Raw genomic sequence first — 21,637 nt, 5'->3', positions numbered from 1 at the left:
CGGTTCGTTTCCTCCAGAAACCCTTTCCTGCGCTTCCCAAGAGCCTTGGTCACCGACCTCCAGAGCGCCTACCTCCGCTACTTTCCGCTCATCCGGGAGAAGTGCCGCCGGATGCTGGGGGACTCCGACGAGGCGGAGGACGTCGCGCAGGAGACCTTCATCCGGATGTGGAGGACGGGGCTCCGGGCGAAGGACGCCCGCCATGCGACCGCGTGGATCTACCGGACCAGCACGAACCTGGCCGTGGACCGGCTCCGTCAGCGCCGGAGCACGCCGCCGCGTTCCTCGGGGGAGCTGATGGATGAACGCTCCGCGGAGGCCACGCTGCGGCGGCGCCAGGAACTGGAAGCCTATGCGCGGCACCTGCCCGCGGATGCACTGGAGGCCGCCTTGATGAACCGGCTGGATGGACTGACGCAGCAGGAGATCGCCGAGGTGCTCCAGGTGTCCGAGCGCACGGTGCGGAGGCTCCTCCAGCGGCTCGATGCGCAGGTGGAGCATCTGAGAAGGACGCTCGGACCATGACGACGACCCCGCGGCATCCTTCCTTCATCGAGCTGGACCGCGCGGCGCTCGGCTCCCCCAGCCCGTCGCTCGCGCAACACCTCGAGACCTGCGCCGAGTGTGGTGCCTACCTCGAGCGCGTGACGCGGCCGGAACCCGTGCCCGCGTGGGCGCGGGCGCTCGGGACCGAGCCGCTCCGTGCGACGAGGCGGCTGGAATGGATGCGCTGGGGCTTGCCCCTGCTGGCCACCGCCGCGCTGGGGTGTCTGGTCCTCCTGTTCGTCCCGAGGACCCGGGGCGCGGAGGAGACGGAGTACCAGGGCCCCAAGGGCGCACCCTCTGTCGCCGTCCACATCAAGCGCGGCGACCGGGTCTTCCTCTGGGATGGGCGGACGCCGCTCGCGCCGGAGGACCGCATCCGGCTGCAGGTCTCTTCCGGGGCGCACCGGTACGTGACGGTGGCCGCGCGCGCGCCGGAGGGGCCGGCGGGGTGGATGGTGCTCTTCGAGGGCCCGCTCTCCTCGGAGCGGGACACGGCGCTGCCCACGAGCTGGCGGGTGGACGGGGCCGGCGGCGAGGAGACCCTGCGCATCCTGTTCAGTGGGGAGCCGCTGCCCGCGTCCCAGGCCGAGGCGCTCTTCTCCGAAGCGCCCCGGACCGCGAAGCTCTGGACCACCGAGTTGCGCCTCCCCAAGAGCCCCCCGCCATGAGTGGATTCACCCGTGCGTGCCTCTTCGTCATGGTCTCGTGGCTGATGGCCGCCACGGCCCGGGCCGGGGAGGAGCGTGCCACTCCGCCCGCGTCGAGGCGGATGGCCGTCATCGTGGGCTCCAACGCGGCCGTGCTCGGCCGGGCCGCCCTGCGTTATGCGCACGACGACGCACGGCGGGTGGCGGACGTCCTCTCCCAGGTGGGGGAGTTCCGCGCGGAGGACGTCGTGCTGTTGCTGGACCCCGCCCCCGAGGCGATCCTCGCGGCGCTCGACCAGCAGCTCGCGAGCCTGCGCTCGGCGTCCGGGGACACGCTGCTGCTGTTCTACTACTCGGGCCATGCGGACCAGCAGGCCCTGTATCCCCAGGGCGCTCCGCTCCTGTTCACCGCGCTGAAGCAGCGCATCGAGAGTCCGGACGCCACGGTGCGGGTGGGCATCATCGATGCGTGCCGTGGCGGCGGGTGGACCCAGGCCAAGGGGCTTCACGCGGAGGCACCCTTCGCGCTGGAGGTCCCCCTGCGCGTGCAGAGCACGGGCTCGGTGCTCATCGCCTCCAGCTCCGGCCTGGAGAATGCCCACGAGACGGAGGCCCTGGAGGGCTCGTTCTTCACCCACCATCTGGTGGCGGGGCTGCGCGGCGCCGCCGATGTCGCCGGGGATGGCGAGGTGTCTCTCGTCGAGGCCTTCACCTATGCGAAGCAGCTCACCATCCGCGACACGGCGGTGTTCGCGGAGCGCTTGCAGCACCCCAGCTTCGACATGAATCTCCGGGGGCGCGAGGACCTGGCCCTCACGCACGTGGACTCGGGCGGTAGCATCGTCATGCTGCTCCAGCGCTGGGGGCCGCTGGAGGTGGTGCTCGGCTCGACGGGGAAGAGCGTCGTCGAGCTGCCCGAGGGCAAGCGGCAGGTGCGGATGTCCCTGCGTCCGGGGCGCTACCTGTTGGTGCGCAAGGATCCGGCCCGCCCGGCCGTGCGCGAGTTCAGCGTCCAGGCCGCGCAGTCTCTCCTCCTGGACGAAGAGCAGATGGTTCCAGCGAGCTTCTCCTCCATCGTGTCCAAGGGGCTCGACAGCTCCGCCACGACCTGGGACACGGGCACGCCGCACCGGCTGCTGATGCTCCATCCGTTGTCGCTCGCGTTCGAGGTGATGTTCCACCTGGAGTACGCGCAGGCACTGTCCCCTTCCTGGTCGTTCACGCTCGAGCCCATGTACTGGCAGGAGACGGGCGACCGGAAACTCAGGATGGCGGGGCTCGACGTGGGCGCCCACTACCACCTCTTCGGGAATGCCCCGGCGGGGCTCTTCGTCGGCTGGAAGGTGGGCGCGAGTGCCGTGGGGTTCGACGTGGGCTCCGACGGGGGCAGTACGATCTTCACGCTGCACCAGGGGCTCGACGTGGGCTACACGCTTCTGTTCTGGAACCGGCTCGTGCTGTCCCTGGGCGTGGGCGTGGGCTACGTCGTCTCGACGGGCGGGGACCTGGATTCCAGCTTCGAGCCGAACCCCGTCAAGACCGCGCTCGGCTCGCGCCGGCCGCAGCTGGGATTCTCCTCGAGTTACCGGGTCGCGGCCGGCGTCGCGTTCTGAACCGGTCGCCGCGCCCAACGCCTGGCAGGGACGAAAGGGATGCAGCGCGGAGGATGCGCCTTCATTCCCGAGGGGGTCCGGGAACGCGGGCTGAACTACTCGCGCAGACTCGTCAGACTCTTATCCATTGCCTTCCCTCCACAAGCAGCCATCGCCGTGCGCAACTCCGGCTGCTCAACCAACTCTGCCGCTGCAACGATTCGCGTGCCAAAGATGAACAGTTCGACCTGGGGACGTCGAGGACCAGCGCCCGCCTTCCGAGGAGCAGTCAGTCCACTCTGGCACGCTGGCGCCGCCGAACATGTACCAGGCGATCTCCCGAGTGATGTACTCGCTCATCGCGAAACCCGTGCGCTCGAGGATCTCCCGCAGCGTCGTTTCATCCTCCACCCGGGTGTTCAACTCCTCGCGCACCTTGTAGCCACGCTCCAGACGGGCGCTGCCCTTCCACGTCAACTCCGTCCAGCCGCCCGCCGGTGCCTGGTAGGTGCGGACCCGCAGCCGTCCGGCTCCGCTGTCTGGACGTGTGTCGAGCGTGTAGTACCGATCCATCATCGTCCCCGCGAAGCGCAGTCGTCCGCCCGCGCCCTCGACGTGCCGGCGGCGCAGCGCCAGGTCGTCCACGACGCTCTTGAGTTCCACCTCATGCATGGGGCGCATCTTGGTGAACACCGATGAGATCCGCATGGGGTTGGGGATGAGGGCGCTCTCATTCGCTGACAACCGCGCGTGGATTCCACGCCGAAGATGAGGTGGCGATGAAAAGTCTCTCAGGGATGCATTGGCTCGCGGACACAGCCCGCCGTGTCAGGCATGAGTCAATACGTCCCCGTGCCTCGGAGCATGGTTGTCCGGGTGCCATCGGGGCGAAAGGACGCCAGATGCCGAGCACGCCCGGAGGAGCCGCCCATCCCCGTGGGTGGCCATGGGGCCTGGGGGCGACCCTGATGCTCGTGCTCGTGCGGATGCTCTACGCGGGACAGGTGGAGCTGGCACCGCAGGAGGCCTATTACTGGCAATACACGCGCCACCTGGACCTGTCCTATCTGGACCATCCTCCGATGTGCGCCTGGTGGATGGCATTGTCCGTCCGGCTCCTGGGGGACTCGCAGCTCGCGCTGCGCCTGCCCGCCATCCTGTCCTCGGCATTGCTTGGCGGTGTCCTGTATTCACTCGGCAAGCGGTTGTACTCGCCCGCGGTCGGGGTGCTGACGGCGGTCGCCGCGAACGCCACGGTCCTCTTCGGCCTGGGGGCGGTGGTGATGACGCCGGATGTCCCGCTCGTGCTGTTCTGGGCCGCAGCGCTGCGCGTGCTCTGTGAAGTGGTGCTGCCGGATGGACAGGGCCCCGGGCGCCTGGGCTGGCGCTGGTATCTGCTGGGCGTGTTCTGCGGGGGCGCGCTGCTGTCGAAGTACACCGCCGCGCTGCTGCCGCTCCAGGTGCTGGGCACGGCGCTGGTGACACGGCGGGGCCGAGAGGCCCTGCGCACCCCGCATCCCTACGCCGCGTGTCTCCTCATGTTCGCGGTGTTCTCACCGGTGCTGCTCTGGAACCACGCGCATGCCTGGGCCTCCTTCGCGTTCCAGACCACCGGCCGCGCCCGGACGGTGGATGGCTTCCATGGATACCTCGTGGGCCGCTACCTGGGACTGCAGGCGGTGGCCGTGGGGCCGCTGCTCTACCTGGCGCTGCTGCTGACCGCGGGCGTCCTTGTGCGCCAGGCGTGGAGGGGAGATGACCGCGCGCGGCTGCTGGCCTTCGCCAGCGTGCCGGGACTCGCCCTGTTCACCCTGGTGAGCCCCCTGCACTGGGTGAAGATGAACTGGGTGGCCCCCGCGTACCTGGGCCTGATGGTGGCCGCCGCCGCGGGTGCTTGGGCATTGCGCGAGCACCGGGCCGTGCGCGGCTACGCGGCGCTGAGCGTGGGCGTGGGCGCAGTGCTGATGACCGGCATGTATCTGATGCCGCTCTGCCCGTGGATTCCCTTTCGTGAGCGCGACAACCTGGTGAGCGGCTGGCATGAGCTGGCCGAAGCCGTGCAACGGCACCGCGAGGCGGCCGGCACCCCCGCGCCGATGGTGGTGGGCTGGGGCTACAAGACGGCAAGCGAGCTGGCGTACTACCTGCCCGACCACCCGGAGACCCAGTCCGACTCCGCGCTGGGCGGCGACGGGCTGGCGTATGGCTTCTGGCTGGACCGGGTGCGACCCGGCGCGGACGCCCTCATCGTCGCGGACCTGCGCCAGCCGCTGCGCGACGCGGCGGCGAGGTTGGACGCGCATTGCGCGGCGGTGCGTGAGCTGCCCTCCGTGACGGTGCACCGCGGCGAGCGGCCGGTGACGACCTTCAGGCTGTGGACATGTCAGCGCTGGCATGCTCGGCCGGAAGTGGCGGCCCGTCAGACACTTCCGGCTTCGGGAGGCGCAAGATGAAACGGCTTTCGCCGTCGACCCTCGAGTAGTCGAGCGTGCCGCCATGCGCCTCGGCGATGGTCCGCGACACCGCGAGCCCCAGGCCGGTGCCCTCGCCCTGCCGCGATGCGTCCGCCCGGGCGAAGCGCTGGAAGAGCCGGGCCTCGAAGCCGGCGTCCACCCCCTTGCCGTCATCCCCCACGGTGACGCGGACGCCGGTGTCCGTTGCTTCCAGCTCCAGGCGGATGCGCTCGCGAGCGTAGCGGCACGCATTGGAGAGCAGGTTGTCCAGCACGTGGCTCAACAGGACCGGATTGCCCCGGACCTGCGTGGGGTCGCCCGTCAGCTCCAGCGTCAGGCTCCGGGACTGCGCCGCCAGCAGCTGCTCCGTGCGCTGAAGAGACTGCCGCGCCAGGGCGTGCAGCTCCACGGGCTCCAGGGTGATGACCTGGGTACCTGCATCCGCGCGCGCCAGCTGGAGCAGCGCATCCACCAGGAGGCTGAGCTGGCGCGTCTCGTCGAGCACGATGGCCAGCGTGCGGCGGTACTCCTCCGGCGTCCTGTCTCTGCGCAGGCTGACCTCCGTCTCGCCCATGATGATGGTGAGCGGCGTGCGCAGCTCGTGCGCCGCGTCGGAGGTGAAGGAGCGGATGCGCACGAGCGAAGCGCGGGCGTCCGAGAGCAGCTCGTTCAGGGTCCCCGCCAGGGTGTCCCACTCGTCACCGGTTCCCCGGTCGGGCAGGCACAGGTCCAGCTCCGAGGCCCGCGCGGCGCGGACCCGGTCACGGGCTTCACGCAGCGGCGCCAACGCCTTTCGGGCCAGCGCGCCGCCCATAACGATGGACCCCACCACCGCGATGGGCATGCTGAAGACGATGGCGCCCAGTGCCTGCAGCGCTTCGTCGAAGATTCCCTCGTGCAACCACAGGCTGGGGTTCTCGGCGTGCTGGAAGTACTCGCTGGTGGCCAGCACCACCGTCACCAGCACGCCGTAGAGGAGCGTGGTCCCCAGGACGGAGCCGGCGAAGAAGTAGGTCAGCTGGGCGCGGAGCGAACGCGGGCGCCTCATGCGCGGCTCCGGAGCACGTAGCCCACGCCGCGCACGGTGTGGATGAGCTTGGTGGGGAAGGGCGTGTCCACCTTGGCCCGGAGGTAGCGGATGTAGACCTCCACGACGTTGGAGAAGGTCTCGAAGTCGTGCTCCCACACAGCCTGCACGATGCGGGTCCGGGACAGGACCTCGCCCGCGTGCTCGAGCAGGAATTGCAGCAGCGCGTACTCCCGCGCGGTCAGCGGAATCTCCACGCCGGCCCGGACCACCTTCCGCGTGGTGGGGTCCATGGTCAGGTCCGCGTGGCTCAGCAGGGGCGTGGCGCGGTTGTCGACGCGGCGGAGGATGGCTCGGAGGCGCGCCAGCAGCTCATCGAAGGCGAAGGGCTTGATGAGGTAGTCGTCCGCGCCGGCATTGAGCGCGCTGATGCGGTCCGCGACCGCGTCCTTCGCGGTGAGCATGAGGATGGGCGTCATGTCCTGCTTCGCGCGCAGCGCCCGCAGCACGTCCAGTCCGGACATGCCGGGCAGCATCCAGTCCAGGATGATGAGCGCGAAGCGCTCGTGGCGCATCAGCTCCTGGGCGTGCACGCCGTCCACGCACTCGCGCACGCGGAAGCCCTCTTCCGTGAGGCCCCGGGAGATGAAGGCGCGGACCCGCAGTTCGTCTTCGACGATGAGGATGGACACGATGGGGTTCCTATCAACCCGCCCAGGCCGGGGCATGAGGATGGCTGTCCTGTGGGAATGATACACGCCGGTGGGCCCCTCCACGTCGTCGTGCCGCCACCCGCGTTAGAGCTGAACCTTGAAGCCGCCAATGAGCATGCGGGGCGCGTTGGGGCGCGCGCCGTACGGACGACGGCCGACGATGACCGCCTCGTCCAGGAGGTTGCGGCCGCTCACGTAGAGCTGCCCCCAGCGGGTGATGTTCCAGTTGGCGTTCACGTCGAACGTCAACAGGGCTCCCGTCTTCAGGCCCTCGGGGATTTCGCCCTGGCCCGCCTGCTCGCGCATGCTGCTCAGGAAGGTGGAGCTGATGAAGGCGCCCCAGCGCGCGCCCTCCACGCCCATGGAGGCGAAGAGCTGGTGGTTGGGCACGTACGGCAGCTCGTCTCCCGCCACCACGTTGCCGAACTGCGGATCCGCCGAACGGAAGTCGTTGAGCAGCTTCGTGCGCGTGAACGTGTACGCCACCGTCAGCGGGAAGGTGATGCCGCCGCCCGGACGGAAGGTCTTCTCCGCGTAGGCCTCCAGGCCGTAGATGTTCGCCTCGCCCGCGTCCACCTGGCGGTCCAGGTTGTCGTTGAAGCAGCCGTTGGAGAAGGTGCAGACGTCGGTGAGGTTGGAGTAGTCGTTGAAGAAGCCCACCACCTCGAAGCGCTCACTGCGCCGCGACCAGCGCGCGCCGGCCTCGTAATTGATGCTCTTCTCCGGGCCCACGGCCTGGGGCTGGCCCGGCGCGGGCGGGGAGAAGCCCCGGTAGGCGCCGGCGAACAGGCCCAGCGCGGGGTTGAGCGCGCCGTACACGCCCACGCCCGGCATCAGCGCCTCCAGCGACCCGTTCTGGGTCGTGCTCTCCAGCTTGTCCACGGACTTGGAGCGGATGACCTCCAGCCGCACGCCCGGCGTCACCACCAGGGGCCCCCAGGCGATGGCGTCCGTCGCGTGCAGCGCGAGCGCGTGCGTGGAGTCCTTGTTGTCGGCGGTGACCTCCGTGGTGCCGCCCTCGGCGACCAGCTCGCCGGACACCATGCGGAAGCCGTCCTGCGTGTGGCGCCGGTCGATGCTGTCGAAGTGGTAGCGCACGCCGAACTCGACGTTGTGCGACAGCGCGCCCGTCCGCGCCGACCAGCGGGCGACGCTCTGGAGGCCCTGGTTCACGAAGACGCGGTAGTTGGGCCCGATGAGGATGGTCTCTCCCGGCGTGGACGAGTCCTGCTCGCCGGTGAGCACGCTGTAGTAGATGGCGTTGCGCGCGCTGGTGGGGTCCGCGAGCACGTCGGAGATGCTGATGCCGCGGAAGCCGTTCACCTTGCGCCAGCTGCGGTCCAGGTCCTGGCGGTACAGCGACGTCGTCACCGTGATGTCGCGCCCCTCCAGCACGTGGCTGAGCACCGCCTGGGTGCGGTGCCACCGCATGTGGTCGAACTGGCTGGCCTTGTAGCGGCGCAGCGGGTTCGCCGCGAAGTCCGCGTCCGACAGGCCCAGGTACGTCTCGTTGGAGCCTTCGTCGGAGTAGCCCAGCTTGAGCTGGAGCGTCTGGCGCAGGTCGCCGTCCGGCACCAGCCGGTAGCGCGCCTTGGCCATCCACTCGTTGCGGTGGAAGCCGGTGGTGGCGTCGCTGTTGTCCAGGTCCTTGAATCCGCTGCTGCGCAGGTGGATGCCTTCGATGAGGAAGCCCGCGCGCTCGGTGCTGGCGCCGAAGAAGCCGTGCGCCTTGCCATAGAGGTACTGGCCGCCCGCGACGTCCAGGCCGAATGACTCCTGCGCGGGGATGTCCCGCGTGATGAGGTCCACGGAGCCGCCCACCGTCTGCGGGCCCTGCTGCACGGAGGACGGGCCCTTGAGCACGCGCACCGACTGCATGCGGGTCATCAGCGGGAAGTAGTACGCGGCGGGCGCGGAGTACGGCGCCGGCCCGAAGAGGATGCCGTCCTCCAGCAGGGTGACCTTCTTGCTGCGGTCCGGGTTGACGCCGCGCAGGCCCAGGTTGGGCCGCAGGCCGAAGCCGTCCTCGCCACGGCCGTACACGCCCGGTACGGACTGGAGGATGGCCTGGGGGTCGTCCAGCTCGTAGCGCTGGAGCTTCTCCGGAGTGAGGATGTGGATGGAGCCGCTCGTCTTCGCCTCGGACGTGCCCACCACGACGCTCTCGAAGCGGCGATTGTCCACGGGCGGCGCCCCGTCGAGTGGAGCATCGGCCGGAACGGCTCCCGCTACCGCGGGCTCCGGCTGCACGGGCTCTGACGGCGCGGGCTCGGTGACGGGGGCGGAGACGGACGGCTCAGCGGCGGTGGCCGGAGCGGGCTCTTCGGTGGGCGGCGGGGCAGGGGGCTCGGACGCGGCCGGCGGAGGTGCCAGCGGAGCCTCGGCCGGAGCCCGCGGAGACTCTGGTGGGGGCGGCGGCGTCTGGGCCAGGGCCGACGAGGAGACAACGAAGGAAACGACGGCGACTGCCCAGGTCGGTGCACCCATGAGGACGAAGACTCCCGGAGGAACGTGCGAAGAGGTGCGGCGGTCGACCATGCCAGCGGGGGAGTGGAACATCCCCGCCGGCCCGGAAGACCGCCGCCGACCGCGACTGCGTGAACGCCTACTACTGCGCCTCGGCGGCGCCCGCGATGACGATCTTGCCGTCGGCCTGCACGGCGATGGCGCGAGCGGCCTCGTCCAGCTTGCCGGCGATGATGTTCACCGTGACGATGCCACCCGTGCCGAAGGTGGTGTCGCGCGTGCCGTCCAGGTTGAAGCGCGCGACGGCGAAGCGGTTGTCACCGCCCTCGGTGACGAAGCCCGCCGCGTACACCTTGTTGTCCGGGCCGAACGTCACGCCCCAGAAGCGGTCGTTCTCCGTCTCGGAGAAGGGCACCGCGCCCACGAACTCCGTGCCCGTCGTCATGTTGCGGATGAGCAGGATGGCGTCGTCGTCCTCGCCGCCACCGGCGCGGTAGCCCGCGGCGGCCACGTACTCCTCGTTCCCCACGTCCTTCTTCTCCACGTCGAAGAAGGCCTCGTCCGGACGGTCGAAGGAGTAGAGCTTGTAGCCCTCGGTGAAGCCGTCCACTGTCGCCGGCTGGCCGTTCGCCGTCAGCACCACCGCCAGGGCATCGATCTGGCTGGGGCCCCGGGTCGCGCTGCCCACCATGAACACGCGGTCGTCCTTCAGGGCCACCGCGTCACGGCCGCGGTCGTTGTCGCCGGCCAGGTCCAGGATGAACGCGCCGTTCACGCCGAACGTGGTGTCCAGCGCGCCCGTCGCGGTGTAGCGGAACGAGATGAGGTCCACCGTGTTGCCCGACACGCCCGCCGCGCGGCCGTAGCCGGTGGTGATGTAGTCGCCCGTGGACAGCTGCACCGCGGCGTAGGCCTCGGAGATGCCCCACTCCTTGGTCGGGTCGTTCGTGGCGAACGGCGCCGAGTTCAGCACGCCCTTGGAGCCGAAGGTGTTGTCGACCGTGCCCGTGTCGTTCAGGCGCAGCATCACAATGCGATTGGCGGACTGCGCGCCCACGCCCGAGGGCTGCGACAGGTAGCCGGCGGACATGATCTTCCCGTCCGCCTGCACCAGACCGTGGCGGGCGGAGTCACCCAGACCGCCGATGTCCAGCGCGTAGAAGCCCTTCTTCGCGTTCGCGGCCGGGGTCGCGTTGAAGGTCTCGTCCAGCGCGCCGTTGGTGGTGATGCGGGCGACCACGCGGTCGGTGTCCGTGCGCGTGCCTTCCGCCTTCTTGGTGGCGAACACCACCAGCCGGTCCTGCGCGTCGCGGCTGACGCTCCACATGGCGTCGCGCACCGTGCCGGCGCCCGTGCCCAGGCTCACGCGCGAGATGCCGTTCGAGGCATAGCTGGTGTCCACCGAGCCGTTGGTGTTCAGCCGCACGAACGCCAGGTCCGTGTCCGGCGTGACCGTGCCGGCGTCCGTGCCCGCGTCCGTGTTGGTACCGGCGTCGGTGTTGGTGCCCGCGTCGGTGTTGGTGCCCGCGTCGGTGTTGGTGCCCGCGTCCGGCGTCGGGGTGGGCTCTTCGTCATCACCGCACCCACCCAGGTAGGTCGCGGTCAGGCCCAGAACCAGCATGCTGGGCAGCAGCTTCGTGATGCTCCGGTGCTTCCTCTGATTAGTCATTTTCGACCCTCGGGTAGGGGATGAGTGAAATATGAGAGGGATTCTCATTTTGGCCGGCCGTAAATGAGAAGCGTCTCATCTGTGGTGGCGACTCTGAGAACGATTCTCATTTTCATACGCGTTTCGGGGCGGTGAGTAGACTGCGAGTCCTTCGAAGTCAAGACGACATCCCGGTTTTGATAATAATTGTCATTCGCAACTTTGGTTTGATACTCGCGGATCCCATGACTGTCTTCAAAGCCCGTCCTGATGCGCCCTCCCGGCTGGGAGTGAGGGCCCTGGCATTCACCGCGGTGCTGTGCGTGGCGTGCAGCGACAACAAGCCCAAGCCGGTGGAGCCTGGCCCCGGGGACGGCGGCACGGACGTGCGCGCGCAGCTGTTGAGCGCCGCGGGCGAGTGCATCCTGGGGACGGCGCGGGAGTTCCTGCCCAAGGCCACGGCGCTCCAGACCGCGACGGCGGCGCTGAGGGATGCGCCGGACGCGGCGGCGCGGACGGCGGCGCGCACGGCGTTCCACGAGGCGATGGACGTCTGGCAGGTGATGGAGCCCATGCAGGTGGGGCCCGCGGCGCCGCGCAGCAGCCCGGGCGGCGCGGAGATCCGCGACAACATCCACTCGTTCCCGCTCTACAACCGGTGCTCCATCGAGGAGCAGCTCGTGTCCAAGGGCTACGAGTCGGCCAGCTTCTCCTCCAGCCTGGTGACGCGGCGCGGGTTCCTGGCGCTGGAGTACCTGCTCTTCTACGAGGGCGCGGAGACGGCGTGTGGGCCCAACTCCGTCATCGTGGCGCAGGGGACGTGGGCGGCGCTGTCCGCGGACGAGCGGGCGGCGCGCAAGCGGGCCTACGCGGCGGTGGTGGCGGCGGACGTGCACAAGCACGCGCAGGCGCTGGTGACCGCGTGGGCGCCGGAGGGCGGCAACTTCCTGAAGACGCTGGCGACGGCGGGCTCCGGCAACGCGGTGTTCCCCTCGACGCAGGTGGCGCTCAACGCGATGAGCGACGCGCTCTTCTACGTGGAGCGCGAGGGCAAGGACCAGAAGCTGGCACGGCCGTTGGCGCTGCGCGACTGCTCGTCGTCCATCTGCCCGGAGCTGCTGGAGTCGCAGTTCGCGGGCCGCTCGAAGCAGAACCTGCGTCAGAACCTGGTGGGCTTCCGCCGCCTCATGGACGGCTGCGGCCCGGACTTCACGGGCACGGGCTTCGACGACGTGCTGGCGGCGGTGGGCGCGGAAGCCGTGGCCACGCGGATGCGTCAGGAGGTGGTGGAGGCCGACGCGGCGCTGGTCGCGGTGGAGGAGGCGGACCTGGCGCAGGCGCTGGTGCAGGACAAGCCGTCGGTGATGACCGTCTACAACGACTTCAAGGGCATCACGGACACGCTCAAGACGGACTTCATCACCACGCTGGACCTGGAGCCGCCCGCGGGCCTCGAGGGAGACAATGACTGACGTGGCTGGCGGCGGGATCAGGCCGCTGGCACGGGTGTGGGCGTGGCTGCTGGCGCCCCGGGACATCGCCGCGCTGGCGGCGTTCCGGGTGGCGCTGGGGCTGCTCATCACCGTATCGGCCGTGCGCTTCCTGGCCTACGGCTGGGTGGGCGTGTTGTTCGCGCAGCCCCGCTTCCGCTTCACCTACTGGGGGTTCGGCTGGGTGCCGGTCCTCCCGGGTGACTGGATGCCCGCGCTCTTCATGGTGATGGGCGTGCTGGGCGCGCTGTTGATGGTGGGGTTGTTCTACCGGGTGACGGTGGTGCTGCTGTTCGGGGTGTTCGCCTACGTGCAGCTGCTCGACGTGACGAACTACCTCAACCACTACTACCTGGTGAGCCTGCTGCTGGGGCTGATGTGCTTCGTGCCCGCGCACCGGGCCTTCTCCGTGGACGCGTGGCGCAAGCCGGTGCTGCGGCGGGACTGGCTGCCGGCCTGGTGCACGGTGCTGCTGCGCTTCCAGGTGTCCGTCGTCTACGTGTTCGCGGGGCTGGCGAAGGTCACCCCGGACTGGCTGGTGCACGCGCAGCCGCTCAACATCTGGCTGGCCGCCCGCACGGGGCTGCCGTGGGTGGGGCCGCTCCTGGAGCAGCGCTGGATGGCGTACGCGGCGGCCTGGGGCGGGATGCTGTTCGACACCACCATCGTGCTGTTCCTCATGTGGCGCCGCACGCGGCCGTTCGCGTACGTCGTGGTGCTGGGCTTCCACGCGGTGACGTTCGTGCTGTTCCCCATCGGGATGTTCCCCTTCATCATGGTGACGGCGGCGCTGGTGTTCTTCGACCCGTCGTGGCCGCGCGTGCTCGCGGCCCGGGTGCGGCGACTTCCTTTGGCCGTGCGTCCTTCCGGGGTGGGCGAAGGCGCGACCCTGGTGGTGCCGGGTTGGAAGGGCCGCCTGGCGCTGGGAGCGGCGTTGACCTACGCGGTCCTCCAGGTGGCCCTGCCGCTGCGCACGCACGCGTATGGCGGCAACGTGCTCTGGCACGAGCAGGGGATGCGCTTCTCGTGGCGGGTGATGACGCGGGAGAAGAACGGCAGCGCGACGTTCCTGGTGCGTGACAGCGTCACCGGCCGGGAGTGGCACGTTCCGCCCAGCCAGTACCTCACGCGGTTGCAGGAACGGGAGATGGCGGTGCAGCCGGACCTCATCCTGCAGCTGGCCCACAGGATTGCCCGGGACTTCGAGGCGAACACGCACCACCCCATGGAGGTCCGGGCCGACGTGCGGGTGTCCCTGAACGGCCGGATGTCGGAGCCGCTGGTGGATCCGCACGTGGACCTGGCGAAGGAGGAGGACAGCCTGGGACCCAAGGCGTGGATCCTCCCCGCGCCGGAAGGCCCCCCGGTGCACCTGCGCCCCTCGCGGCGAAGCGCCCCCGGTGCCTGAGGCTGGCCGTCAGCCCAGCGTCAACAGCGCGCCGCAGACCATCAGTCCCACGCCCACGACGAGCTTCCACGACATGGGCTCGCCCAGCAGGCCCCACGCCAGGACGAGCGTGAGGGCCAAGCTGAGCTTGTCGATGGGAGCCACGCGCGAGGCGGGAGCGAGCTGGAGCGCCCGGAAGTAGGCCAGCCACGACAGGCCCGTGGCCACGCCGGAGAGCGCGAGGAAGAGGAGCGTGCGGCGGCTGAGGGTGGGAAGGGCGGCGCCTTCTCCCCGGGCCAGCGCGATGGTCCAGGCGAAGACGAGCACCACCACGGTGCGCAGGGCGGTGGCGAGCGTGGAAGGAACGCCCTCCACACCCACCTTCCCAAGAATGGCGGTCAGCGCGGCGAAACCCGCGGAAGCCAGAGCGTAGATCCACCACGTCATGTGCGTGACTCCCAGGGCGGTCGCATGGCCCTGACACCGAACGTCCGCCGGCACCTGACACCGAAAAGAGAAGCCCAGCAACCCGGTGGGGTTGCTGGGCCTCTGGACATCGACTTTCCGCCGGCGGACTACCGGACGACGGTCAGCGCCGTGTCGTCGATGAAGAAGCTCGTCTGCAGCGACGAGTCCTCCGTGCCGTTGAAGTAGATGCGGACGGTCTGGCCCTTGTACGCGTCCAGGCTGAACGTCCGCTGAACGTAGGCCGTGCCCTTGTCCAGGTTGCTGTACGTGGCCAGCGTCGCCAGCACCGTGCCCGCGCTGTTGCGGACCTGGACGGCCAGCTTGTCGTAGGCCGTGGTGGTCGTCGTCTCCGCCGTGGTGATGCGCGCCCAGAAGGTGAACGTGGCGCTGCACGCCGTGGCGGGGATGGTGACGTCCTGGTAGGCGAACTCGGTACGCGTGCTGCCGTAGCCGTTCATGTAGGCCTTGTACGTGCCCGTGCGCGGCGCGCTGCCGGACGTGGTGCCGTCGATGACGCCGGAGGACGTGGTCCAGCCCGTGTTGCCGCTCTCGAAGCCCGCGTTGGCGAGGAGTTGCTCGGTGATGGAGCAGCTGCCCGTGCCGTTGTTCACCGTCACGGACACCGTGGCGGACGTGCCCACGTTGTTCGCCGCGTCATACGCCTTCGTGGTCAGCGCGTAGGTGCCGTTGGCCACCGTCGCCGTGTTCCACGAGAAGCTGTACGGCGAGGCCGTCGCCGTGCCCAGCAGCGTGGTGCCCGCGAAGAACTCCACGCGAGACACGCCCACGTTGTCGGTGGCGCTGGCGCTCAGGCTCGCGGTGCCGCTCAGCGTGGCGCCGCCCGCGGGCGAGGTGATGGACGTGGTGGGCGGGGTGGTGTCGCTGCCGCCGCCGCCGGTGATGAAGAGCGTGTACAGCAGCTTGTTGGGCGAGCCGGTCCCCGGGCTGGTGACCTTGTTCGGCGTGGAGTTGTTCACCAGCGCGTCGCGCACCTGCGCGGGCGTCGCGGTGGGGTTGGCGCTCAGGTAGAGCGCCGCGGCGCCGGCCACGTGCGGCGACGCCATGGACGTGCCGCTCATGGAGGTGCTGGACGAGTTGCCGGAGTTCGACGCCGAGGTGATGCTCGAGCCCGGCGCGAAGATGTCCACGCACGTCCCGTAGTTGGAGAACGACGAGCGGGCGTCCGTGCTGGTGGTGGAGCCCACGGTGATGGCGTTGGGCGTACGGGCCGGCGAGTAGTTGCAGGCGTTGTCGCTGTCGTTGCCGGCGGCGACCACCGTGGTGACGCCCGCGGCGATCAACCGCTCCGTCGCGTCATCGATGGCCTGGATGCCGACATCGCCCAGGCTCATGTTGGCGACCGCCGGCTTGACGTGGTTGGCCGCCACCCAGTCGATACCGCCAATGACCTGCGCGTCGTTGCCGTAGCCCGTGCAGTCCAGCACGCGCACGCCGTGGAGGGTGACCTTCTTCGCCACGCCCCAGGTCGTGCCGCCCACCGTGCCCGACACGTGCGTGCCGTGGCCATGGCAGTCGGAGGGGTCGCTGTCGTTGTCGATGAAGTCGTAGCCGTTGCCGATGCGGCCGGTGAACTCGGTGTGGGTCTGCCGGATGCCGGTGTCGATGACGTACGCGTGCACGCCGGTGCCGTCGACGTTGTACGTGTAGGAGCTGTTGCGCGGCAGGTCCCGCTGGTCGATGCGGTCGATGCCCCAGGTCGCGCCGGTCTGCGTCGCGGACACGTGGATGAGGCCGTTCTCCTGCACGTACGCCACGCGCGGGTCGGACAGAAGGCGGCGGGCCTCGGCCTCGCTCATGTTCGCCAGGAAGCCGTGGATGGAGTGCTCATAGGTCCGCAGCAGCCGGCCGCTGGTGAGGGACACCATCTCCCGGGCGATGTTCGCCGCTCCCTGCTGCCGGACCTCCTGCGTCGAGTCGCGCAGGACCACGATGTACTCGTTGGGGATGGCCCGCTCGCGGCGGATCATCTGCGCCGTCTGACCGATCTGCTCGCTGTCGGACTCCGGGCCCTCCGGCATCGGGCCGCACGCCGCGGCCAGAAGGGAGATGGCGCTCACCGCCTGGGTCAGTTTCAGTTTCATTCGGCCTCTCAGGGAACGTGCGGGCACCGGGACGGAAGCCCTCGCACAAGCAGTGAAATTATATTTTCGTGAATAAGCGGTCAATCCCGTGGTGCCCCGCATGGGAGCACAAGCTGACACACTGGCAGCCGGACGGAGGTGGATGAACGGTGGCTGCATCGAAGTCGATGGTGGGATTGACCGCGGGGCTCCTGGTGGGTGGGCACAAGGCGGCCAGGCTGTTGGAGGCCGAGCTGGAAGCCACCGGTCTCAGCGCCGGTGAAGCGGTCCTGTTGTCCGTGCTGGCGTCTGGCGCCATGACGATGACCGGTGTCATGTCCGCGCTGCACATCGGCGCGTCCACGGCGACCAGCCTGGTGTCGCGGTTGGAGAAGCACGGCTACGTGCGGCGCTCCCGCAACCCCGAGGATGGACGCTCCCTGCTGGTCGCGATCACCGACTCAGGAGCTGTTCAGCGCGAGGCGGCGGAGGAGGCCTTCACGAAGGTCGACGCGAAGCTCGTGGAAGCAGGCCGTGACGCTGTCCGGGGACACACCGCGCTGATGAAGCGGCTCTCTGGCCTCTCCTGAATCTTTCATCTGCTACGAAATCGTAGTACGCTTTCGTAGTAGATGGAGGAGGCATGGCCATGGATGACGATGTGTTTCTCGAAGGATTCTCACGGGGGGAGCTGAGCGGGTTCGCCCATCTCGACCATGTGCGAGTGGTCTACCTCTACACGCTCAGGGCGGGGCGTGATGCGGCCGTCGAGCTCACCCGCGCGGGCCTGAGGGCGCTGACGGGGCGGCTTGGAGTTCCGGAGAAGTACCACGAGACCATGACGGTCGCGTGGGTCCGGCTCGTCAGTGCGCGGGCGGCGGCGGGGCCAGGGCGCGACTTCACGGCGTTCGTCAATGACAACCCACGATTCCAGCGCAAGGACCTCCTCGAGGACTACTACTCCCGAGAGGTCCTCTTCGGCGCCGAGGCTCGGGACCGGTTCGTCGAGCCGGACCTGCGACCCCTGCTGTAGGTGGGCGGGGCGGCGTGCCTGCCTGAAGGCCTTTACATTGAGCGAACGTTCACTCAATGATGCGGGGCATGCCTCGTACGGCTGACGCCAATGCAGTCCTCCGGGAGAAGACGCGGGAGCGCGTGCTCCAGGCCGCGGTGCGGCTCTTCTCCCGTCACGGCTTCGATGGGAGCAGTGTCCGCGCGCTCGCGCAGGAGGCGGACATCGCCGTGGGGCTGCTCTATTCGCACTTCGAGTCGAAGGAGGCGGTGCTCGCGGCGCTGATGCAGTCGTCGATGCTGGACGTCGCGCACACGTTGGAGGCCGCGGACCGCGAACCCTCCGCGAGGGGTTTCGTCACGGTCCTGCTCACGTCCGCCGTGGAGATGATGGACGCGCACCGGGACCTCTGGCGGCTGAGCCATGGCCTGCGCCACCAGCCGGAGGTGCTGGCGCGGCTGAAGCTGCCGCTGGAGCACTTCCTGGGTGCCACGCACCAGCGGCTGTCGCAGGCATTGGCGGCGCGCGGGGTGCCCGAGTCTGGCATTGAAGCGCGGGTGCTCTTCGCCATGGTGGAAGGCATTTCCCAACAGTACTTGCAGCACGAAGGCGGCTACCCCGCCGCCGAGGTGATTCGTGCCGCGGCCCGAAGGTGGCCCGCGACTCCCTCACGCAAGCGAAAGGCAGACAGCTCATGAAGCGGCTGAAGGTCCCAGGCGGTGAGATGGCGTGGCATGAGGAAGGGCAGGGCACGCCGGTGGTGTTGGTGCACGGGACGCCGTCGTCCTCGCGTGAGTGGAGGGACGTGGCCCGGCGTCTCTCGCCGTCGTACCGCGTGCTCGCGCCTGAGCACCTGGGTTTCGGTGACAGCGAAAGGCCCGGGGACTGGCGCACGTATTCACTGCCCTGGCATGTGGAGAACCTGCGCGCGTGGTTCGACCAGATGTCCCTGGGGCCGTTCCACCTGGTAGTGCATGACTTCGGGGGGCCCATCGCGCTGCCGCTCGCCATCGCTGCGCCGGAGCGGGTGCTGAGCCTCACCGTGGTGCAGAGCTGGTTGTGGGACCTGAAGGGCCCCAACGTGGACAACGCGCTGATGCGGTGGCTCTACCTGTCCTGGAACTTCTCCGCGCGGACGCTGGTGAAGATGTCCTGGGGGCGCCGCACGAAGCTGACGCGGGAGTTGCAGCAGTCCTTCCTGTCACAGTTCCCGGACAGGGCGTCCCGGATGGGCACCTGGGGCTTCGCGCGCTCCATCTCCCATGAAGGCTCGTGGATGGACGAACAGGGGCCGGGCCTGGGCCGGCTCGCGGACATTCCGGCGCTGGTCGTCTGGGGCAAGGCGGACAAGCTCGTGAAGCCCGAGCACCTGTCGCGGTGGAAGCAGGCGCTGCCCCGGGCACGGGTGCTGGAGCTGGAGGACGTGGGCCACTTCCCGCAACTCGAAGCGCCTGACGCGGTGGGTGCCGCGCTCATGGAGCAACTGGCCCGTGTGGGTCAGCCCCGCTCCATTGACTCCTTGTCGCCAGCGCCCGTTTGATTCTCGACGTTCGCTGCTGCTCCCCAGGAGTCACCCCGTGCCTCATCCCAATGCCCAGACGGCCCTGGACATGCTGGAGTACTGCCGCTTCGCCTACAAGGCGTACGCCCAGGGCTGTGTCTACCCGATGGATCCGTTCTACGAGTCCCACGGGGCCGGGATGTGGCAGGGCGCGAGGGACCGGGTCCTGGCGCAGGTGCACAGGCTGCTCGGCAGCGAAGCGGACAGCCACAAGTTCGACCCCATCGAATACGACCTGAGGACTCCGCCGAACCCCCATAACGGGGTCGTGTACCGGGGCGGCACGGGAGACGCTCCGTACATCCTGTTCCAACCCCGGGACCTGGACCGCTCCATCTCCTTCTCGAAGGGCGTGGACCTGGAAGGGGAAGACATCACCATCAAGGTCCCGGACCTCTTCGGGCAGAGGACGCTGCTGGGCCTGGAGCACTCCGGTGCGACCGGTACGAAGCGGTGCTGCTACTTCCAGGGCAAGACAGGGATGACGCAGACGCACCCGAAGGCCGGCTGGGCCAGTTGGATGGGCGCCGCCATCTACGACCCCGACCTCGAGCGGCTGACGGTGGTCTTTCGCGGCAGCCGGAGCGGGAGCGGCGGACGCGCGCTGGGGCAGGCGCTGGTCAGCAGCGCGGGGAGCCCGGACTGGGTCACCGACATGAATCACCTGAAGGAGGTGAAGGTCGGCCGGTTCAGCAACGCGAAGCTGTCCGCCGGCTTCTGGTACGCCTACGAGAGCTGTCAGGAGTCCCTGGCGGCGGCCTGCCTGGAGGCGATGCACGGCCGTGTTCCCCGGGAGATCATCTTCACCGGCCACAGCCTGGGCGGCGCGCTCGCGCAGTGCGCGTATCTGGACCTGGCGGGCGGCGAGCTCCTGGAGAAGGTCTACGCGAAGATAAAGAGCCGGGTGAGCGTCTGCTGCTACGCCATCTCCGCGCCGCCCGTCGTGCTGGGGGAGTCGTCGAAGGAGAAGCTGGAGCTGCACATCGGCGGGCCCGCGCAGGTGTTCCACCACTTCTCGCCGTACGACGCCGTGCACAACAGCAAGAAGGTGAAGACCTCCGGGGTGACGGCCCTGAACTCGGTCGTGGGCGTGTTCACGCATCCGCTCACGTCACCGGTCCATCTGGGCGTGGAGATTCCCCTGAAGGATTGCACGCTGGCCTTCCCGGACGCGCATGAGCCCGAGGAGGTGCGCAAGGGGCTCGTCGGGCTCATCCGGAAGGAGAGCAGGATGGGGCTGCCCGCGGATCTGGGCTTCTGGCCCACGTTCTCCTTCAACCCCACCGGCACCTGGGGAGCGTCGGTGCGGCCGGGTGGAGATTGGGCCGCGGATGCGCTCGCGGAGCATCTGAAGGTCGCGCTCGTCACCAGTGTCTCGGAGTCGCGGGCGCGGGTGCGCGCGCAGCTCTGGGCGGACGTGGTCAAGGGCAGCGGGAAGAAGAAAGGCGACTACGAGGTCGTGGACGACACGGATGGGGCCTCGTTCGACGCCTTCGCCGATGCGTGTGGCCTGGTGGCGGAGTTGAGCAATCCCTTCACGGACAACCGCTCACAGAACAAGACGCAGCTGCGGGCCCTGCGCAACGAGATGATCAAGTCCTACCAGGGGGCCTCGGGCCACAAGGCCTCCTCCAGTGTCTACTTCGTCATGCTTCAGTACCTGACCGCGGCGCAGTACGGGCTCGACATCGTCTGACTCGGGAGCCGGACCTGCCGGGCGGCTGTTCTACGCGCCTCCGTCCAGTGCCTTCTTCATCGCGACCAGGCCTTCGTCGATCATCGGTCCGACGATGGCGCTCGCCTCGTGAGGAAGGAAATCGGCGGTCCAGACGACCCGGCTCCCCGTGCCCTCCGCGTGGACCTGGACCGCTCCGTTGTAGTGGGTCATCGGTCCGCCTTCCGCGCCCCAGACGAGACGCCGTCCCTCGTCATCGACCGTCACGATGGGCTCCCTGACCACCATCCCGTTGCCGAAGGTGACCACGCGGCCTCCTGGCTCAAGACGTGTGTCGACAACGAAGCCAGGAACCAGTCGCGTGTGAAGCGCGCCAATGTCGCGGATTGCATCCCATACCCACTCGGGCGTGGCGCTCGTCGTGATGTCCTTGCGAATTGAAGCCATGGTGTGTGTGCTCGTGTTGTGTTGGCGCCAGGGTTGAATGCGTGTGCATGCGGCTGGAGGCTTCTACGTGAGGCAAACGGCCTCGACGTTGTTCCCATCCGGGTCGATGAGGAACGCGGCGTAGTAGTTGTCCGCGTAGTCCGCGCGAATGCCCGGCGCGCCATGGTCGCTCCCGCCCACTGAGATGCCCGCTGCGTGGAACCGGTCCACGGCGGCGCGCTCGCTGGCCCGGAAGGCGACATGTCCGGTGCTCCGGGCGTCGCTCGCGGAATAGAGCCACAGCGCTGGCTGACCCTTGGGGCCGAAGCCCGCGCTCGTCGCGTCCTGGTGACAGAGCACGTAGCCCAGGGGGGCGAGCACCGACTGGTAGAACTGGATGCCGCGGGGGAGATCCTTCACACGTAGACCGATGTGGTCGAACACG

Annotated in this window: 20 protein-coding genes; 11 read left to right on the top strand and 9 right to left on the bottom strand. The window is 69.0% G+C overall.

Going from position 1 to position 21,637, the window contains the following annotated elements; all coding sequences use genetic code 11:
- Window positions 1–45 precede the first annotated feature (45 nt).
- From GTZ93_RS26330 to GTZ93_RS26320, 3 genes are read left to right on the top strand one after another with little or no spacing between them, the layout of a single operon-like run.
- Complete coding sequence (locus GTZ93_RS26330; RefSeq protein WP_161663065.1) at window positions 46–525, top strand: RNA polymerase sigma factor; 480 nt, start codon at window positions 46–48, stop codon at window positions 523–525.
- Window positions 522–1,214, top strand: coding sequence for a hypothetical protein (locus GTZ93_RS26325; RefSeq protein WP_161663064.1), 693 nt, complete (start codon window positions 522–524; stop codon window positions 1,212–1,214). Before GTZ93_RS26330 ends, GTZ93_RS26325 begins: the two co-directional genes overlap by 4 nt.
- Entirely contained in the window at window positions 1,211–2,806 is a 1,596-nt protein-coding gene (locus tag GTZ93_RS26320; protein ID WP_161663063.1) for a caspase family protein, read from the top strand. Before GTZ93_RS26325 ends, GTZ93_RS26320 begins: the two co-directional genes overlap by 4 nt.
- Window positions 2,807–2,980: 174 nt before the next feature.
- Here the strand turns inward: GTZ93_RS26320 and GTZ93_RS26315 are convergent, their stop codons facing one another.
- Complete coding sequence (locus tag GTZ93_RS26315) at window positions 2,981–3,457, bottom strand: CYTH domain-containing protein (RefSeq protein ID WP_139915280.1); 477 nt, start codon at window positions 3,455–3,457, stop codon at window positions 2,981–2,983.
- A gap of 296 nt (window positions 3,458–3,753) precedes the next feature.
- On the opposite strand from GTZ93_RS26315, the gene GTZ93_RS26310 reads away from it, so the two are divergent.
- Window positions 3,754–5,238, top strand: a complete 1,485-nt coding sequence (locus GTZ93_RS26310) for a glycosyltransferase family 39 protein (RefSeq protein ID WP_161663062.1) — start codon at window positions 3,754–3,756, stop codon at window positions 5,236–5,238.
- On the opposite strand, the gene GTZ93_RS26305 is transcribed toward GTZ93_RS26310, so the two are convergent.
- The 4 genes from GTZ93_RS26305 to GTZ93_RS26290 all read right to left on the bottom strand — a co-directional run bounded on the left by GTZ93_RS26305 (window position 5,153) and on the right by GTZ93_RS26290 (window position 11,113).
- The gene (locus tag GTZ93_RS26305; protein WP_139915278.1) at window positions 5,153–6,286 is read right to left on the bottom strand and encodes a sensor histidine kinase; all 1,134 of its coding nucleotides are present in this window, start codon (window positions 6,284–6,286) and stop codon (window positions 5,153–5,155) included. The genes GTZ93_RS26310 and GTZ93_RS26305 overlap by 86 nt on opposite strands.
- Complete coding sequence (locus GTZ93_RS26300) at window positions 6,283–6,957, bottom strand: response regulator (protein ID WP_120574862.1); 675 nt, start codon at window positions 6,955–6,957, stop codon at window positions 6,283–6,285. Before GTZ93_RS26300 ends, GTZ93_RS26305 begins: the two co-directional genes overlap by 4 nt.
- A gap of 105 nt (window positions 6,958–7,062) precedes the next feature.
- The gene (locus tag GTZ93_RS26295; protein WP_139915277.1) at window positions 7,063–9,465 is read right to left on the bottom strand and encodes a TonB-dependent receptor family protein; all 2,403 of its coding nucleotides are present in this window, start codon (window positions 9,463–9,465) and stop codon (window positions 7,063–7,065) included.
- A 121-nt stretch (window positions 9,466–9,586) separates the two neighbouring features.
- Window positions 9,587–11,113, bottom strand: a complete 1,527-nt coding sequence (locus GTZ93_RS26290) for an NHL repeat-containing protein (protein ID WP_139915276.1) — start codon at window positions 11,111–11,113, stop codon at window positions 9,587–9,589.
- Window positions 11,114–11,337: 224 nt separating this feature from the next.
- On the opposite strand from GTZ93_RS26290, the gene GTZ93_RS26285 reads away from it, so the two are divergent.
- Window positions 11,338–12,564 (top strand): imelysin family protein, encoded by a 1,227-nt coding sequence (locus GTZ93_RS26285; RefSeq protein WP_139915275.1) that lies wholly within the window; start codon window positions 11,338–11,340, stop codon window positions 12,562–12,564.
- Complete coding sequence (locus tag GTZ93_RS26280; RefSeq protein WP_139915274.1) at window positions 12,557–13,990, top strand: HTTM domain-containing protein; 1,434 nt, start codon at window positions 12,557–12,559, stop codon at window positions 13,988–13,990. Before GTZ93_RS26285 ends, GTZ93_RS26280 begins: the two co-directional genes overlap by 8 nt.
- 9 nt (window positions 13,991–13,999) lie before the next feature.
- Here the strand turns inward: GTZ93_RS26280 and GTZ93_RS26275 are convergent, their stop codons facing one another.
- Entirely contained in the window at window positions 14,000–14,416 is a 417-nt protein-coding gene (locus tag GTZ93_RS26275; RefSeq protein ID WP_120575235.1) for an EamA family transporter, read from the bottom strand.
- A gap of 128 nt (window positions 14,417–14,544) precedes the next feature.
- Window positions 14,545–16,539, bottom strand: coding sequence for a S8 family serine peptidase (locus tag GTZ93_RS26270; protein ID WP_139915273.1), 1,995 nt, complete (start codon window positions 16,537–16,539; stop codon window positions 14,545–14,547).
- Window positions 16,540–16,688: 149 nt separating this feature from the next.
- On the opposite strand from GTZ93_RS26270, the gene GTZ93_RS26265 reads away from it, so the two are divergent.
- The 5 genes from GTZ93_RS26265 (at window position 16,689) to GTZ93_RS26245 (ending at window position 20,787) form a co-directional block, all read left to right on the top strand.
- Window positions 16,689–17,108 (top strand): MarR family winged helix-turn-helix transcriptional regulator, encoded by a 420-nt coding sequence (locus GTZ93_RS26265; RefSeq protein WP_139915272.1) that lies wholly within the window; start codon window positions 16,689–16,691, stop codon window positions 17,106–17,108.
- 59 nt (window positions 17,109–17,167) lie between these two features.
- A complete protein-coding gene (locus GTZ93_RS26260) occupies window positions 17,168–17,551 on the top strand; it encodes a hypothetical protein (RefSeq protein ID WP_139915271.1) in 384 nt (127 codons plus the stop codon).
- Window positions 17,552–17,619: 68 nt separating this feature from the next.
- On the top strand, window positions 17,620–18,228 hold the full coding sequence (locus tag GTZ93_RS26255) for a TetR/AcrR family transcriptional regulator (protein ID WP_161663061.1): 609 nt from the start codon (window positions 17,620–17,622) through the stop codon (window positions 18,226–18,228).
- Window positions 18,225–19,070, top strand: a complete 846-nt coding sequence (locus GTZ93_RS26250; protein WP_139915269.1) for an alpha/beta fold hydrolase — start codon at window positions 18,225–18,227, stop codon at window positions 19,068–19,070. Before GTZ93_RS26255 ends, GTZ93_RS26250 begins: the two co-directional genes overlap by 4 nt.
- A gap of 37 nt (window positions 19,071–19,107) precedes the next feature.
- Window positions 19,108–20,787, top strand: coding sequence for a lipase family protein (locus GTZ93_RS26245; RefSeq protein ID WP_139915268.1), 1,680 nt, complete (start codon window positions 19,108–19,110; stop codon window positions 20,785–20,787).
- Between the two features lie 30 nt (window positions 20,788–20,817).
- On the opposite strand, the gene GTZ93_RS26240 is transcribed toward GTZ93_RS26245, so the two are convergent.
- Together GTZ93_RS26240 and GTZ93_RS26235 are read right to left on the bottom strand one after the other, a co-directional pair.
- A complete protein-coding gene (locus GTZ93_RS26240; protein ID WP_120575242.1) occupies window positions 20,818–21,213 on the bottom strand; it encodes an SRPBCC family protein in 396 nt (131 codons plus the stop codon).
- Window positions 21,214–21,276: 63 nt separating this feature from the next.
- Window positions 21,277–21,636, bottom strand: a complete 360-nt coding sequence (locus tag GTZ93_RS26235) for a VOC family protein (RefSeq protein WP_139915267.1) — start codon at window positions 21,634–21,636, stop codon at window positions 21,277–21,279.
- Window position 21,637: the final 1 nt, after the last annotated feature.

The organism is Corallococcus exiguus (assembly GCF_009909105.1).
In the GTDB taxonomy this organism is placed as follows: Bacteria; Myxococcota; Myxococcia; order Myxococcales; family Myxococcaceae; genus Corallococcus; species Corallococcus exiguus.
This window is presented reverse-complemented; position numbering and strand designations above follow the sequence as displayed.

What these genes read in the sequence shown, in the direction of transcription:
- GTZ93_RS26325 (WP_161663064.1), top strand. Translation starts at nt 522, where the DNA reads ATGACGACGACCCCGCGGCATCCTTCCTTCATCGAGCTGGACCGCGCG.
- GTZ93_RS26305 (WP_139915278.1), bottom strand. Translation starts at nt 6,286, where the DNA reads ATGAGGCGCCCGCGTTCGCTCCGCGCCCAGCTGACCTACTTCTTCGCC.
- GTZ93_RS26280 (WP_139915274.1), top strand. Translation starts at nt 12,557, where the DNA reads ATGACTGACGTGGCTGGCGGCGGGATCAGGCCGCTGGCACGGGTGTGG.
- GTZ93_RS26285 (WP_139915275.1), top strand. Translation starts at nt 11,338, where the DNA reads ATGACTGTCTTCAAAGCCCGTCCTGATGCGCCCTCCCGGCTGGGAGTG.
- GTZ93_RS26250 (WP_139915269.1), top strand. Translation starts at nt 18,225, where the DNA reads ATGAAGCGGCTGAAGGTCCCAGGCGGTGAGATGGCGTGGCATGAGGAA.
- GTZ93_RS26310 (WP_161663062.1), top strand. Translation starts at nt 3,754, where the DNA reads ATGCTCGTGCTCGTGCGGATGCTCTACGCGGGACAGGTGGAGCTGGCA.
- GTZ93_RS26255 (WP_161663061.1), top strand. Translation starts at nt 17,620, where the DNA reads ATGCCTCGTACGGCTGACGCCAATGCAGTCCTCCGGGAGAAGACGCGG.
- GTZ93_RS26260 (WP_139915271.1), top strand. Translation starts at nt 17,168, where the DNA reads ATGGATGACGATGTGTTTCTCGAAGGATTCTCACGGGGGGAGCTGAGC.
- GTZ93_RS26320 (WP_161663063.1), top strand. Translation starts at nt 1,211, where the DNA reads ATGAGTGGATTCACCCGTGCGTGCCTCTTCGTCATGGTCTCGTGGCTG.
- GTZ93_RS26270 (WP_139915273.1), bottom strand. Translation starts at nt 16,539, where the DNA reads ATGAAACTGAAACTGACCCAGGCGGTGAGCGCCATCTCCCTTCTGGCC.
- GTZ93_RS26295 (WP_139915277.1), bottom strand. Translation starts at nt 9,465, where the DNA reads ATGGGTGCACCGACCTGGGCAGTCGCCGTCGTTTCCTTCGTTGTCTCC.
- GTZ93_RS26290 (WP_139915276.1), bottom strand. Translation starts at nt 11,113, where the DNA reads ATGACTAATCAGAGGAAGCACCGGAGCATCACGAAGCTGCTGCCCAGC.
- GTZ93_RS26240 (WP_120575242.1), bottom strand. Translation starts at nt 21,213, where the DNA reads ATGGCTTCAATTCGCAAGGACATCACGACGAGCGCCACGCCCGAGTGG.
- GTZ93_RS26315 (WP_139915280.1), bottom strand. Translation starts at nt 3,457, where the DNA reads ATGCATGAGGTGGAACTCAAGAGCGTCGTGGACGACCTGGCGCTGCGC.
- GTZ93_RS26275 (WP_120575235.1), bottom strand. Translation starts at nt 14,416, where the DNA reads ATGACGTGGTGGATCTACGCTCTGGCTTCCGCGGGTTTCGCCGCGCTG.